This is a genomic window from Rhodococcus sp. NPDC079359 (assembly GCF_040702585.1).
Classification (GTDB): domain Bacteria; phylum Actinomycetota; class Actinomycetes; order Mycobacteriales; family Mycobacteriaceae; genus Rhodococcoides.
On sequence record NZ_JBFBLH010000004.1, the window covers coordinates 100,469 to 114,484 of the forward strand.

Here is a 14,016-nt window from a genome sequence, read left to right on the forward strand (position 1 = left end):
AAAAGGCTGAGCATGTCTACTGCAACGGAAACACCCAACGCAACCGCGACGGCACCGGCCGCTGCGGGCAGAATCACCACCTACGTCAAGGCCTACAACGAGGCCGTCGCCCAGGTCATGCGCGAGGACGAGAACGTCTTCGTCGCCGGCGAGGACGTCGCGGCCTACGGCGGCGTCTTCCACATGTACGACGGGCTGTTAGCCGAGTTCGGATCGCGCCGCATGGTCGACACTCCGATCGCCGAGATGGGTCTGATCGGACTCGGCGTCGGGGCGGCCGCACGTGGTCTACGCCCCATCGTCGACATCATGTTCATGGACTTCCTGGCCGTCGCGCTCGATCAGGTGGTCAACCAGGCCGCCAAGATGAAATTCATGTACGGCGGCGAGGTCAAGGTCCCCATGGTCATCGCAGTCGCATACGGAGCAGGAGTCAGTGCGGGCGCACAGCATTCGCAGAGCCTCGAGGCCTGGTTGGCTCACACGCCCGGCCTCAAGGTGGTCATGCCGTCGAACGCGTACGACGCCAAGGGACTGATGGTCTCGGCGGTACGTGACGACAACCCCGTCGTGTTCATGCTCAACAAGGTCCTTCTCGGTGCCCGCGCCGAGGTTCCCGAGGACGTCTACGCAATCCCGCTCGGCGAGGCGTCCGTCCCGCGAGAAGGCGAGGATGTGACCATCGTGGCGTTCGGCCGCATGGTCTCCGAAGCGTTGAAGGCCGCGGACATCCTGGCCGAGTCCGGGGTGTCGGTGGAGGTCGTCGATCCGCGCACGGTCCAGCCGCTGGACACTGCCACCATCGTGAAGTCCGCGTCGAAGACCAACCGCATTCTGGTGGTGCACGAGGCAGTGACTTTCGGCGGAATCGGAGCCGAGGTGGCCGCGCAGATCCAGGAGGAGGCGTTCGACTACTTGGACGCGCCCGTCCTGCGCGTCGGCGCGCCCTTCACGCCTGTGCCATTCAGCACTCCACTCGAGAAGGCCTACGTTCCCGACGCCGACCGCATTGTCGCGGGTGCACGCCGTCTCCTCGAAAGGAACTGATCGTGGCTCAGCAGATCGTGCTGCCGAAGCTGGGTCTGACGATGCAGGAAGGCGTGATCGGCGAGTGGGTGGCCGAATCCGGCCAGCGCATCGGTCTGGGCGACGTTCTTCTGCGCCTGGAAACGGACAAGGTCGATGTCGATGTCGAGGCGGAGGCCGAGGGAATCCTCGCGACGACCGCGCAGGCCGGTGACGTGTTGCCGGTCGGTGCGGTGATCGGGTGGCTTCTCGGTGACGGCGAAACGGCACCGGGTGTCGACGCAGCGGTCGTGACCGCAAACGAACCGGCCGCCGACGACGGTGCCACCGTCGCAGGCGAGACCGAGGTGCGCACACAGAGCAGCGACTCGCGAATCAAGTCGTCTCCGAATGCCCGCCGGGTCGCGGAGATGTCGCACATCGATCTTGCTCAGGTGCGGGGTTCCGGCCCCGGTGGACGAATCGTGTCCGAGGACGTCGAGGAGTTCGTCGCGGCAGTGCCTGTTCACGAGAAGGTAGCGACACCCGAAGCAGCGCAGGCCCAGATGGCGGGCGGCGCGGACAGCGCGGCCGGACAGTTCGTCGGACCGGTACTTCGCCGTCGGGCAGCCGAGCTCGGAGTGGATCTGAGCCGGCTCGTCGGATGCGGTACGGGAGGGCGAATCACCAAGGGCGACATCGAGGCTGCTGCCGGTCACAGTGTGTCGACTCCAGTTGCCGCGGAACCGGTGGAAGCGGACGCGCCCGCACGCGAGACCGGCCCGAAAGCCGGCGACGTCATTCCGCTGAAGGGCATGCGAGGCGCGATCGCTCGCAACATGCTCGACAGTCTGCACTCCATGGCACAGCTGACGCACGGCTACGAAGCAGATGTGACCGCACTGGTGAAGATCAGGGCGGAGCTAGGAGCCGAATCGGCGTCCAGCGGGTCGAAGCCGCCCAGCCTCAACGCCTTCGTTGTCAAGGCCGCAGCGTTGGCGCTGAGGGAACATCCCCTGTTGAACGCGGGAATTGCCGACGAGAAGGTGACGTTGTTCGAGGCCATCGACATCGGCGTAGCCGTCTCGGTCGACGGTGGTCTCGTCGTTCCGGTCGTTCGGGGAGCGGATTCGCTGTCGATCGGCGCAATCGGCGCTCGCACAACGGAATTGGCGACAGTTGCCCGAACGGGAACGCTGGGATTGTCCGACATGGAGGGTGCGACGTTCTCGGTCAGCACGCTCGGGGCACACGGGGTCGACTTCTTCACGCCGGTCATCAATCCCGGCAATGTCGCGATCCTCGGAGTCGGCCGCGTGAAGGACGGATTCCGTTGGGAAGGTGAGACTCCCGTCAAGACTCAGGTGATGACCCTGAGCTTGACGTTCGACCACCGGGCCGTGGACGGCGCTCCCGCAGCGGAATACCTCCGCACGGTGAGCGAGATCCTGGCGCGTCCACTGAGCTTGTTGGCTCACTAGGCGAGCAGCACGACATGGAACCGATTGCGATCGACGACAGGCTGTTCGTCGAACTCGACCCACCACTGTTGGCCGGGAGTTCGTGTGGCGACTGCGATGTGGTCGTCTTTCCGGCAGCCGAGCGGTGCCCGGGTTGTACCGGCGAGAACGTCACGCGCATCGCGCTGCCGAACCGAGGAACGATCTGGACGTGGACCACCCAGTCGTTCGCGCCGAAACCGCCGTACCAGCCGCCGCCGTCGGGATTCGAACCGTTCGTCGTCGCCTATGTCGATCTCGGTACGGTGCTCGTCGAGTCCCGAATCATCGGTGAGGTAGCGATCGGAGACGAGGTCGAACTGCGTGTGCTCGACCTCGGCGGCGGCGACGTCACTTTCGCCTTCACCACGGTGGCGTCTTGAACCCCGCCGACATCTTCGTCGTCGGAGCCGGTATGCACGCCTTCGGGCGACACGACGGTGTGTCCGGTATGGACATGGGTGAACACGCACTTCGTGCCGCGCTGACCGACGCCGGAATCGGGTGGTCCGACGTCGACGCGGCCGTCGGTGGCAGCAACGTCTCCGGCAAGCCCGACTCGCTGGTGTCTCGGCTCGGACTGACCGGAATCCCGTTCACGACAGTCAAGAATGGCTGCGCCACAGGGGGAGTCGCGTTGTCGACCGCAGCCGACATGCTCACCGCCGGTAGAGCGGGGATCGTCGCAGTCGTCGGTTTCGACAAGCATCCGCGAGGAGCATTCGCATCCGACCCAGCGGCGTACGGTCTCGACCCCTGGTACGCGAAGGCCGGTCTGATGGTCACGACGCAGTACTTCGCCATGAAGACTCGCCGGTACCTCCACCGGTACGGACTCGACGAACACTCGCTCGCAGCGGTATCCGAGCGAGCCTTCGCCAACGGGGCGGCGCATCCGATGGCATGGCGTCGCACTCCGCTGACCTCTGCGCAGGTTCTTGCGTCCCCGATGATCAACGACCCGCTGACGCAGTACATGTTCTGTTCGCCGGGCGAGGGCGGCGTGGCGCTGATTCTTGCTCGGGGTGAGCGGGCATACGACATGTGCGAACGGCCGATTCGTCTGGCATCCGTCGAAGTCCGAACGAGACGGCCGGGATCCTTCGAGGTCTTCTCACCGTGGTTGGCCACCGACCCGAGCCGCAGTCCGAGTATCGACGCGGCTGCGGCTGCTTTCGCCGGTGCCGGTGTGGATCCGGCCGAGGTCGATGTGGCGCAGTTGCAGGACACCGACTCCGGGTCCGAGGTGATCCATATGGCCGAAACCGGTCTCTGCGAGCACGGTGAGCAAGCACAGTTGCTCGCGTCCGGCGCGACCGATTGGAACGGCGAGCTCCCGATCAACACCGACGGTGGATGTCTGGCCGGAGGTGAGCCGATCGGCGCATCCGGATTGCGGCAGGTGCACGAGGTGGTGCGTCAATTGCAAGGTCGGGCGGACGGACGTCAGGTGCTCGGCGGGCCGGCCGTCGGATTCACACATGTCTACGGGGCACCGGGGTTGTCGGCCTGCACCGTGCTGACGAGTCGATAGCGAAAGGCGAACCATGACACAGGTTGTCGACACCGTTCCCGAGTTGGCCGATTTTCGGGCGGAGGTGAGCTCGTGGTTGAGTTCGGTCCTCCCGCCACGGCCGGCACCGTCACCGGAGGACCGGCCGGATCTGGCCGTCTTTCGCAATCTGTCCGACGAGGACGAGTCGGCTTTGCTCGACGCCGTCCGAGACTACCGCCGCAGGCGTTTCGACGCCGGCTACGGCGCGGTGACATTGTCGGTCGAGCACGGTGGACGCGGGTTTCCGGCGTCGTTCACATCGGCCATCGCTCAGGCCGAGCGTGAGTTCGATGTGCCGCCCTCGACCGAACTCATCAGTGTCACGACGGGTCTCGTCGGTCCTGCGGTCGCGATGTTCGGGTCCGACGAACAACGTGCGACCTACGCGAATCCACTGCTGCGCACGGATCTGCTGGCCTGTCAGCTCTTCAGCGAGCCCGGTGCCGGCTCCGATCTGGCGGCGCTGGGATGTCGCGGGGTGCGCGACGGGGATGACTGGATCTTCAACGGGCAGAAGGTGTGGTCGTCGGGCGCACGGTTCGCAGATCTCGGGATGCTGCTGGCCCGCACCGATCCCGACGCACCCAAGCACAAGGGAATCACCGCGTTCCTGATTCCACTCGACCTCGAGGGCGTCGAGATCCGCCCGATTCGGCAGATGAGCGGGGGCGCATCCTTCAACGAGGTTTTCCTGCACGACGTTCGAGTTCCCGACGGCATGCGTCTGGGCGACGTCGGCGCGGGGTGGAAGGTTGCCGGTGCCACTCTGGCTTTCGAGCGCACCGCCTCCGGTTCGGTGACCCGGAAGAAGGGCGGCTCCGTCGCAGAGTTGGTGGCGCTCGCGCAGTCCCTCGGCGTTGCCGGTGATCCGCTGGTGCGTCAGGACATCGCCGACGTGTACATCCGATCCGAACTGCGCGCCGCCACCGCAGACAGAGTAGCGCGGGCCGCAGCGGCAGGGATCTCGCCGGGACCGGCGGCGTCGGTCGGAAAGCTGATGGCATCGGACGTGCTGAGCAGAATCGGCGAGATTGCCGCTGACATGTTGGGAGAGAACATCTCTGCCCGTGTCGACGACGACCTGTTCGCGTGGTCCGAGCATCTGCTGGGTAGCCCGGGCTACCGGTTGGCGGGCGGCACCGATCAGATTCAGCGCACCATCATCGGCGAGAGAGTGCTCGGCCTACCGTCCGAGCCACGAGAGAACCGCGATCAGCCATGGTCGGGGCGTGACAAGCGCTGACCCACCAGTCGGGCTTACCAGGCGAGGGCGAGAGCCAGGCGTGCCCTATGGAACGCGGCACCGCCGAAGAGTTGTGCGTCGGCGCGTGCGCGTCGAAAGTACAGGTGGCAGTGGTGCTCCCAGGTGAAGCCGATTCCGCCGTGCAGCTGCACCGCTTCGGCCGTCACGGTTCGGTACGCGTCCGAGCACCACGCCTGAGCGACCGAGCCGGCCTCGGTGAGATCGTCGGCTTCGACCGCGCGGGTCACCGCCGAGCGGATGGACTCCACCAGCACCAGAAGATCCGCGAGAGAGTGCTTGACCGCCTGGAAGCTGCCGATCTCGCGGCCGAATTGCCGTCGTTCCTTGGCGTACCGGACGGTGGGATCGAGGCTGGCCTGGGCACCGCCGAGTTGTTCGGCGGCGAGAACGATGCAGGCGATGTCGAGCGCCGGAAAGACTGCGGTGGAGGCGCTTCCGCCGGTAGTGAGACGCCGAGCCGGGGTATCGGTGAGGGTCACGGAGGCCTGAGCACGGGACAGATCCAGTGTCTCGACGCGGTCGATCAGCGCGCCGTCGGTCGACGCCTCGACGACGAAGACATCGGGGCCTTCGGGTGTTGCGGCGACGGTCACGATCCATCGTGAGCCGGCGGCACCGAAGACGGCAGGCGCGCGTCCACTCACCGTCCATCCGGTGCTGTTCTCCGCGGCCGAGAACGGCACATGGTCCGGTGACCACCACCCGCGGCGGTCGAGCCCGGCGAACGCGGCGGGCGTGCCCTCGGCGATGTCGGACACCACCTCGTCGGCACTGCCGGTGCCGGCGAGCACCTGTCCAGCGAACAGGGTCGAGAGGAAGGGAACCGGAAGCAGCGCCGCTCCGAGCTCCTCGGCGACGACGACCATCTCGGCCAATCCGCCGATGCCGCCGCTGGATTCGGGTAAGCCGAGTGCCGCTGTTCCGATCTGTTCCCCGAGCACCGACCAGGCGCGCGAGTCCCAACCGGGGCCGGCCGGATCGAGGCGACGGCAGAGATCGTGTCCGCCGAGTTCGGCGGCAGCGGCACGGACGGCGGATCGAAGGGCGTCGAGTTCGGTGCTCATCGGTTGGGGTTCACCGGCTTTCGAGGGTGGCGTGCGCCGCCGCGAGTCGGGCCACCGGGACCCGTCGAGGTGAGCACGAGACATAGTGCAGGCCCAGCGAATTGAGGAACGAGATGGACTGCGGATCGCCGCCGTGCTCACCGCAGACACCGAGTTTCACGTCGGGACGGGCGCTGCGGGCACGGTCGACGGCCATGGAGACCAGAGCGCCGACACCGTCCCGATCCAGCACGGCGAACGGGCTGTCCGTCAACAGACCGTGTTCGAGATAGTGGGCCAGTACCGTCTTCTCGACGTCGTCGCGGGAGAATCCGTAGGTGAGCTGGGTCAGGTCGTTCGTCCCGAACGAGAGGAACTGGGCCTCGGTGGCCAACGGTTCGGCCAGCAGGGCGGCGCGGGGAGTTTCGATCATGCTGCCGACGAGATAGGGAACCGTGACGCCGGTGTCGCCGGCGACGGTCGCAGCGGCCCGGTGCACCTGGGCGATGGCCTCGGTGAGTTCTCCCGGCAGCGACACCAACGGAATCATGACCTCGAGTTGCGGTGTCATCCCTTCGGCGTTCACCACGACCCATGCACGGAAGAGCGCTTCGGCCTGAGCGGGATACAACCGGGTCTGCACCATGGCGAATCGAACTCCACGTAACCCGAGCATCGGGTTCGATTCGTGTGTGGCAGCCGCGCGTTCGGCTTGTTCGCGATCGCGATAGTTGCCGTCCGCCGGCAGGAACTCGTGCAGCGGCGCATCGAGCAGGCGCACCGTGACAGGCCGGTCACCGACGACACGGAGCAGATCGATGAAATCCGATTGCTGCGCTGCGGTCAGCGCCGCGATGGCCTCGATCTCCTCGGCCTCGTTCTCGGCCAACACGAGCCGTTGCACCAGCGGGAGTTGGTCGCCGAGGAATTGGTGCTCTGTACGGCACAGGCCTATTCCCTCGGCTCCGAGGCGAAAGGCGGTTGCAGCGTCGTCGGCGTTGTCGGCGTTGGTGCGGATGCGTAGCTCGCGGATGTCGTCGGCCCAGCCGAGCAGCACTTCCAATTCCGGTGACGGCTCCGCAGGCCGTATCGCCACGGTGCCGACGTAGACGTCACCGGTCCGGCCGTTGACCGAGACGGTGTCGCCCTCGGAGAGGGTCACTCCGTCTGCCGTCACGGTGGCCTGTTCGCGGTCGATGCGGATGGTCGCCGCACCGCAGACAGCCGGACGGCCGGCACCTCGGGCAACGACGGCCGCGTGGGATGCGAGTCCGCCGTTGGACGTGATGACTGCGGTGGCGGCCAACAGAGCGGGCACATCCGCGGGGCTGGTCTCGGACGCAACGAGAACGACGGCCTTGCCCTGCGCCGCCAGCGCAAGAGCTCGATCGCTCGACAGGGCGATCTCGCCGACGGCCGCACCGGGTGACGCGGGGAGTCCGCGGACGAGTAACTGCTCGCTACCGGTGAGGGTGAGCTGAGCATGCAGAAGGTCCTGCATCAGATCGGGCTCGAGCATGCGCACTGCCTCGCTACGATCGATCGATCGTGCGTTGGCCAGATCGACGGCGAGATTGGTGACCGCACGTGGGCCGGGATGGTCGAGCGCACCAGCGCTGAGCAGCGCGAGCTGCCGGTCGCGGACCTCGAACTCGATCTCGGCGACACCGCGCAGATGTGGCTCGAGAGTCGCGAAGATCTGATCGAGAATCTGTTCACCGCCAGGAGTGCTGGACAGTGGTTCACCGGGACCGGGATCGGGATCGGCCTTGCGGACACCGAGGTGGAAGACGCCGTGGGGCGCGTACCTGCCGCTCTCGAGATCACGGCTGACCGCGGAGCCGTGACCGGACTCGTCCCACGGTCCGAGTCGCAGAGCGCGGACGTGCAGTGCAAGGCCCAGATCGTCCGGTAGGGACAGAGAGCGGCGGGCCCGCTGCCCGCGGGGAGAGGCCCAGCGGGCCAACATGGCGGTCGCTGCGAGGCCGAGCTGCTCGGCAGGTTCGGTGGGAAACGCACTGCCCGTCGCACGTTCGATCAGTTCGAGAAGAGCGGGCACGCGGGAGTGACTGTCGGGGTGGTCCTCGTCCAGATCGTCGAGGTCGTCGGTGTCGACGTCGAGGGCACCTTCGGCGACGAATCGAAGGGTCGCGGCCCACGAGTCGTAGATGTCGCGGTCACGTCCGATCACCTCGACGAGTGCGTCGACGTTCCGGGGCGAGAGCCCGATCACCGAGATGGCAGGAGGCAGCGCCGACACCGGAACCGGCGCACTGCATCGCAGATGCAGCAACATGGGTCGACGCTCGGTGCGAACCGACGGCCAGATCCCCCGGACTGCCAACTTCTCCAACAGATCGATCGTGGCACTCGCAGTGTCCGGGTTACGCAATCCGGTGCCGGACCCGATCGGTACCGTCAGCCCGGGTACGACCGGAAGCCCGAGCGCGACGAGGTTGTCCATCTCGACGCCGTGCACCCCGAGTGCGTCGGCACCGAGACCGCGAGCACGGCCTTGTCCGTAGGGTACGGCGGCGCGAGCGAAGCCGATCACGGAACTGTCGGACAGGGTCATTCGGCGCTACCGCGAACGAGTTCCTCCTCGAGGGCCTCGTCCTCGGCGCGGGTGAGTCCGAGCATCATCAGCACGTGCTGATGGAGCCACATCCACACGGTGTGATACCCGTCCGTCAAGGGGGACGTGATCGACGCGGTGTCGCCGTTGTCGAACCGTTCGAGTGCAACGTTCAAGCGGTCGCGGTACTCCAGCAGGACTGCGCACTGCTTCCCTCCACGGCGGAGCAGCTTGGACACGGATGTGTGAATGTCCTCGAGCTGGTCGCGGATCCTGGCGTCGTACTGCGCATCGCTGTGATCGTTGGTCGTGCCGTCCGGACGGCACTGCCATGCGGTGCACAGTTCTCGCAGCCGACGGTTCACCGGGAGGAATGCGCGAAGGAAGTCGGCGACCGCACAGTGCTCGTCGCTTCCGTCGGTGAGACGAACCCGGGCACCGGCCGCGGCTATTCCGGCCTGTGTCGGCATGACCATCGGACCTTTGGCCACGGCGTCACCGGCGTCGACGACAGCCTGTAGCTCGGGCGTGACCGGCCCTCGAAGCATGCCCTTCACAACGAGGTCGACCAGTGCGGTCGATTCGGATGTGGTGGTCGCAAGGTCGTTCATGGTGCTCCTGGCGCTCTCCGGTCCCCCGTGGGGAACAGCCCTAGGTAAGTGGCGTGCGTCTACCGTAGGCGGGACTGTGACGATGCTCATAACCTACCCAAATAGTAGTGAATGTCAAGAAACTTTGTCCAACTCTGTACAGGTTTGGGGAGGTAGTTACTTGACAGCATGTCGCCTTTGAGGGATAGGCTGCATGTGATGGCCGCCACTCGGCCGACGCCGTACGGGAAGAGGGACCGCGACATGGACGACCGAACCGAGCTGTACATCGGCGGTAAGTGGGTGGCCTCCGCGGGCGGGGGCACCATCGATGTGCTCGACGCCACGACGGGTGAGTTGCTTGCCCGAGTGCCTGCCGGAACGGAAACCGACGTCGACGACGCGGTCGCCGCAGCCCGCTCCGGTTTCGAGGTGTGGTCGCAATCCTCGGTCGAGGAGCGCGTCTCGGTGTTGCGCCGGATCGCCGACGGGCTGGTCGAGCGCGAGACCGAGTTGGCGGAGATGATGGCGCGCGAGGTCGGTACGCCGATTGCGCGGTCTCGGACCGTGCAGGTGGGGCTGGGCGTCACGGTATTCCGCTCGATGGCGGACATCCTGGAGAACACATCGCTGGAGGAGCGTCGCGGGACTTCGCTGATCCTGAAGGTCGGCATCGGTGTCGTCGGTGCAATCACGCCGTGGAACTATCCGCTGTATCAGTTGGCCGCCAAGGTCGCCCCGGCCATCGCAGCCGGATGCGCCACCGTGGTCAAGCCCAGCAGTGTGGCCCCGCTGGTCGCGTTCGCCGTCGCCGAGATCGCCGATTCCACCGCTCTGCCGCCCGGCGTGCTCAACATCGTCAGTGGAGCCGGCGGTCGAGTGGGGGAGCGGCTGGCCGGACATCCGGACGTCGACATGGTGAGTCTGACCGGCTCTACATCGGCCGGTGCGCGCGTCGGTCAAGTGGCTGCAGCTGGAATAAAGAAAGTAACCCTCGAGTTGGGCGGCAAGTCCGCCTTCATCATCGCTCCCGACGCCGACTTCGACACAGCCCTGACTGCCGCCGTCCGCGGGTGCTACATCAACAACGGACAAACCTGCACCGCGACCACTCGATTGCTGGTTCCGGCCGATCGTCTGGAGTACGTCGAGCAGAAGCTGGCCGAGCACGTAGGAGCGCAGCACATCGGCGACCCTCTCGACGAATCCGTCGACATCGGTCCGATGGCATCGCGTGAGCAGCAGCAGTCGGTCCTCGACTACCTCTCCGCAGTTCCTTCCGACGCGCACTTCGTGGTCGGTGGGCCGGGCGATGTGCCAGACCTGGACGATCGACTGCGGTCGGGATTCTTCGTCCGCCCGACCGTGGTGAGCCGGGTCGACAACACTTCTGCGATCGCCCGCGAAGAGGTGTTCGGTCCGGTCCTGACGGTGCTCACCTACGACGGGATCGACGACGCGGTCCGCATCGCCAACGACTCCGAGTACGGGTTGTCCGGTGCAGTCTTCGCAGCCGACGACGACGCAGCGATTGCCATTGCCCGTAGATTGCGCACCGGCCAGGTGGCCATCAACGGGGGTCGCTTCAATGCCCTTGCACCGTTCGGGGGCATGAAGAAGTCGGGTATCGGTCGAGAGCTCGGACCGGATGGACTGGACGAGTACTTCGAGAAGATCTCCCTACAGTTGCCCGCGACATGAGCGCAGAGGCGAGCCGGGACATCACCCGGCTCATGGCGAGATTCGCGCGGGGGATCGACCTGCGTGACTGGGAAATGTATCGGTCCGTGTTCACCGACGAGATCGACGTCGACTACACCAGCTACCGCGCGGGTAACGGTGGGCACTTCCGCGCCGAGGACTGGGTGCAGCGTGGGCGGATGCTGTTTCCGGGTCTCGTTGCATCGCAACACTACTTGTCGAATTTCGACATCACGGTCGCTGGAGATCGGGGCACGGTTGTCACCTACGTGCGTGCCGAGCACGTACTCCCGAACACCTCCGGCGACGCCGTGTTCACCATCGGCGGGTACTACACCGATTCGGTGGTGCGAGTAGACGGTGACTGGAAGATTTGCCGGAAGCAACTGACGGTTCTCTGGAACTCCGGTAACCCGCAGGTTCTGACGCTGGCCCGCGAACGAGCGGCAGCCCTCCTGGCCGAGGCCTAGACGCGTCACAGGCTGCGAACGGGATCGGTTCCGTCCCAGTGCGTCGCTGCGTCGGCAACGCGTCGATACAGCTGGACAATGCTCGGTCGCGGCTCGTAGATCTCCAGGAGATGTCCGAGCTGCGGCCGGGCGTCGTGGAACGCGAAGTTGTTGCCGTGCGGGGTGGACGCAGACAGCAGTGCCGGCCAACCACGCTGGGTGAGTTGCCGTCGGTGCTCGACAAACGACGCAACCATGATCGCAACGTGGTGCACACACCCGCGTGCTCGCGTGGTCTCCGCGAATTCCGGCGGTTCGGCCGAGTGCGTCTGTACCAATTCGATCTGCATGCGGCCCCATTGCCCGTAGGCCGATGAGTGGTCGAAAGCCCCCGTTCTGCCGTCGGGGCCGTCGGCGACCGTGATGACGTTTCTACGCACGAAGAACGGGCCTGCCCCGGTGCGGACGGAAAAGTCGGCGGCCGCCTCGTGAATGTCGTCGACCATGTACGCGATCTGAACCACACTGCCCAACTCGAACTCGCTCATCCCTGATGCCTCGATTTCCACTGTCGATATTGATGCTTGCTAACTGATGACCGACTGCAGATATGCAGAGTCGGGGTTCGGTCGCCGTAGGTACTGCTGTTCCGGCAGGTTCCATGATTCCTGCACTGACGCAAACAATGTCGAGTTTCGCAGATTGCTGGACTTATCCCTGTACATAGTTGAGTATGACGTGGATAACAAAAGCGAGACTCAAGTAACTCAAGTCACAGGCGGGCTTTCATGACCGATGCACTGAGCATCACCAGTCTTTCCAAGACCTTCGGCGGGCACCGCGCGCTCGCCGATGTGGACTTGCAGTTGGCCCCGGGGGAGATTCGAGGGCTGGTCGGCCAGAACGGGTGCGGCAAGTCGACACTCATCAAAGTGCTTGCCGGATATCACGACCCGGACGATGGCGCCCGAATATCGGTCGATGGTCACGACTTGGCCCTCGGTGTCCCCGGCAGCGGTGAAGCCGCCGGCCTGCGATTCGTCCACCAGGAACTCGGGTTGGTCGAAACCCTCGATGTCGTCGACAATCTGGCACTCGGCCACGGCTATCTGACCACCGCGGTCGGAACGATCGACTTCCGTGCCGAGCGATCCCGGGCCAAAGCCGCCCTCGCCGAATTGGGAGTCGAGCTGGACCTGGGAAAGCTCGCCGGAGCGCTCAGTATGAGCGAACGCACGATGCTCGCGATCGCCCGTGCGGTTCAGGACAGGTCGGGTCGAGCCGCGGTGCTGGTTCTCGACGAACCGACGGCCAATCTTCCCGCAGCAGAATCCGTTCGGTTGTTCGAGCTGGTGCGCAGGATCAGGGATCGTGGTGTCGCAGTCCTGTTCGTCTCCCATCATCTGAACGAGATCTTCTCGCTGTGCGACAGCGTCACTGTGATGCGGGACGGCGCAATCGTGAGCACGCGTCCACTCGACGGTCTCGACGAATCGGGGCTCGTCGAATTGATGATCGGACGTCGCATCGACGACTTCCTGGCCGAGCCGGAAGAGACGTCGAACCCCGATGGGGATCCCGTGCTCGAGGTGTCCGGCATGAGTTGCGGTGCGGTGGAGAACTTCGGGTTCGAGATCAGGTCCGGTGAGGTCCTCGGCATCGCCGGGATCACCGGTTCCGGTCGTGAGCAGATCGTGCCTGCGCTCTTCGGTGCCGAGTCTCGACGCGGCACAGTCGTCGTCGACGGTGTGGTCGTCGAACAGGGGCGCCCCGACCTCGCCATGTCGGCGGGCGTCGGATGCGTTCCTGCCGAGCGGCTTTCGAATGCTGCATTCGCTACCGCCTCCCTTCGCGAGAACGTCTCCGTCGCGGACCCGTGGGGGTTCTCCCGGGGTGGGATAGTGCGAGTGAAACGGGAGAAGTCCGACGTGGCCACGTGGCTCGAGCGACTCGGCGTGCGTCCGGCCGGTGACACCGAGCGCCATCTCGGCACTCTCAGCGGAGGAAACCAGCAGAAGGTCGTCCTGGCCAGGTGGCTTCGACGCGGTCCTCGCGTGTTGCTGTTGGACGAGCCGACGCAGGGTGTCGACATCGGTGCTCAGGCCGACATCCATGCGCTCGTGGACAAGGCCGCGCAGGACGGTGCCGCGGTGCTCGTGGTGTCCACGGATCACGGGGAACTCACGCGATTGTGCGATCGGGTGCTGGTTCTCTCGGCAGGCCGGGTGGTCGACGAATTTTCCCGCCCTCGCATCGACCCGGATCGATTGACGGCCTCGACTCTCAAAAAGCCCGCTTCCGCTGCTGTGCGGTCCGGCGCAGACCCTCGGTGAAA

At 65.6% G+C, this 14,016-nt stretch carries 12 protein-coding genes; 8 read left to right on the top strand and 4 right to left on the bottom strand.

The window, feature by feature from the left end; genetic code table 11:
- The first annotated feature begins 12 nt into the window (after positions 1–12).
- Genes AB0362_RS11790 through AB0362_RS11810 form a run of 5 tightly spaced genes read left to right on the top strand, consistent with a single transcriptional unit; the run spans position 13 to position 5,302 of the window.
- On the top strand, positions 13–1,047 hold the full coding sequence (locus AB0362_RS11790) for an alpha-ketoacid dehydrogenase subunit beta (RefSeq protein WP_317808676.1): 1,035 nt from the start codon (positions 13–15) through the stop codon (positions 1,045–1,047).
- Between the two features lie 2 nt (positions 1,048–1,049).
- Entirely contained in the window at positions 1,050–2,486 is a 1,437-nt protein-coding gene (locus AB0362_RS11795) for a 2-oxo acid dehydrogenase subunit E2 (protein WP_317808677.1), read from the top strand.
- Positions 2,487–2,500: 14 nt separating this feature from the next.
- A complete protein-coding gene (locus tag AB0362_RS11800) occupies positions 2,501–2,887 on the top strand; it encodes an OB-fold domain-containing protein (protein ID WP_317808679.1) in 387 nt (128 codons plus the stop codon).
- Positions 2,884–4,038: a thiolase family protein gene (locus AB0362_RS11805; RefSeq protein ID WP_317808680.1), complete on the top strand. Its 1,155-nt coding sequence runs from the start codon at positions 2,884–2,886 to the stop codon at positions 4,036–4,038. The genes AB0362_RS11800 and AB0362_RS11805 overlap by 4 nt, the downstream gene beginning before the upstream one ends.
- A 13-nt stretch (positions 4,039–4,051) precedes the next feature.
- Positions 4,052–5,302, top strand: coding sequence for an acyl-CoA dehydrogenase family protein (locus AB0362_RS11810; RefSeq protein ID WP_317808682.1), 1,251 nt, complete (start codon positions 4,052–4,054; stop codon positions 5,300–5,302).
- A gap of 14 nt (positions 5,303–5,316) precedes the next feature.
- Here AB0362_RS11810 and AB0362_RS11815 read toward each other — a convergent pair whose 3' ends face one another.
- Genes AB0362_RS11815 through AB0362_RS11825 form a run of 3 tightly spaced genes read right to left on the bottom strand, consistent with a single transcriptional unit; the run spans position 5,317 to position 9,552 of the window.
- Positions 5,317–6,387 carry an acyl-CoA dehydrogenase family protein gene (locus AB0362_RS11815; protein ID WP_317808683.1) on the bottom strand — a complete coding sequence of 357 codons (1,071 nt, stop codon included), beginning with the start codon at positions 6,385–6,387 and terminating at the stop codon, positions 5,317–5,319.
- Positions 6,388–6,397: 10 nt separating this feature from the next.
- The gene (locus AB0362_RS11820) at positions 6,398–8,941 is read right to left on the bottom strand and encodes a putative PEP-binding protein (protein ID WP_317808684.1); all 2,544 of its coding nucleotides are present in this window, start codon (positions 8,939–8,941) and stop codon (positions 6,398–6,400) included.
- A complete protein-coding gene (locus AB0362_RS11825; RefSeq protein WP_317808686.1) occupies positions 8,938–9,552 on the bottom strand; it encodes a hypothetical protein in 615 nt (204 codons plus the stop codon). Before AB0362_RS11825 ends, AB0362_RS11820 begins: the two co-directional genes overlap by 4 nt.
- Before the next feature lie 198 nt (positions 9,553–9,750).
- On the opposite strand from AB0362_RS11825, the gene AB0362_RS11830 reads away from it, so the two are divergent.
- Positions 9,751–11,232, top strand: coding sequence for an aldehyde dehydrogenase family protein (locus AB0362_RS11830; protein ID WP_317808688.1), 1,482 nt, complete (start codon positions 9,751–9,753; stop codon positions 11,230–11,232).
- Positions 11,229–11,702 (top strand): nuclear transport factor 2 family protein, encoded by a 474-nt coding sequence (locus AB0362_RS11835; RefSeq protein WP_317808690.1) that lies wholly within the window; start codon positions 11,229–11,231, stop codon positions 11,700–11,702. Before AB0362_RS11830 ends, AB0362_RS11835 begins: the two co-directional genes overlap by 4 nt.
- 5 nt (positions 11,703–11,707) lie before the next feature.
- Here AB0362_RS11835 and AB0362_RS11840 read toward each other — a convergent pair whose 3' ends face one another.
- Positions 11,708–12,229: a VOC family protein gene (locus AB0362_RS11840; protein ID WP_317808692.1), complete on the bottom strand. Its 522-nt coding sequence runs from the start codon at positions 12,227–12,229 to the stop codon at positions 11,708–11,710.
- Between the two features lie 240 nt (positions 12,230–12,469).
- On the opposite strand from AB0362_RS11840, the gene AB0362_RS11845 reads away from it, so the two are divergent.
- Positions 12,470–14,014 (top strand): sugar ABC transporter ATP-binding protein, encoded by a 1,545-nt coding sequence (locus AB0362_RS11845; protein WP_317547436.1) that lies wholly within the window; start codon positions 12,470–12,472, stop codon positions 14,012–14,014.
- Positions 14,015–14,016: the final 2 nt, after the last annotated feature.

What these genes read in the sequence shown, in the direction of transcription:
- AB0362_RS11845 (WP_317547436.1), top strand. Translation starts at nt 12,470, where the DNA reads ATGACCGATGCACTGAGCATCACCAGTCTTTCCAAGACCTTCGGCGGG.
- AB0362_RS11790 (WP_317808676.1), top strand. Translation starts at nt 13, where the DNA reads ATGTCTACTGCAACGGAAACACCCAACGCAACCGCGACGGCACCGGCC.
- AB0362_RS11820 (WP_317808684.1), bottom strand. Translation starts at nt 8,941, where the DNA reads ATGACCCTGTCCGACAGTTCCGTGATCGGCTTCGCTCGCGCCGCCGTA.
- AB0362_RS11835 (WP_317808690.1), top strand. Translation starts at nt 11,229, where the DNA reads ATGAGCGCAGAGGCGAGCCGGGACATCACCCGGCTCATGGCGAGATTC.
- AB0362_RS11830 (WP_317808688.1), top strand. Translation starts at nt 9,751, where the DNA reads ATGGCCGCCACTCGGCCGACGCCGTACGGGAAGAGGGACCGCGACATG.
- AB0362_RS11810 (WP_317808682.1), top strand. Translation starts at nt 4,052, where the DNA reads ATGACACAGGTTGTCGACACCGTTCCCGAGTTGGCCGATTTTCGGGCG.
- AB0362_RS11815 (WP_317808683.1), bottom strand. Translation starts at nt 6,387, where the DNA reads ATGAGCACCGAACTCGACGCCCTTCGATCCGCCGTCCGTGCCGCTGCC.
- AB0362_RS11825 (WP_317808686.1), bottom strand. Translation starts at nt 9,552, where the DNA reads ATGAACGACCTTGCGACCACCACATCCGAATCGACCGCACTGGTCGAC.
- AB0362_RS11800 (WP_317808679.1), top strand. Translation starts at nt 2,501, where the DNA reads ATGGAACCGATTGCGATCGACGACAGGCTGTTCGTCGAACTCGACCCA.
- AB0362_RS11840 (WP_317808692.1), bottom strand. Translation starts at nt 12,229, where the DNA reads ATGAGCGAGTTCGAGTTGGGCAGTGTGGTTCAGATCGCGTACATGGTC.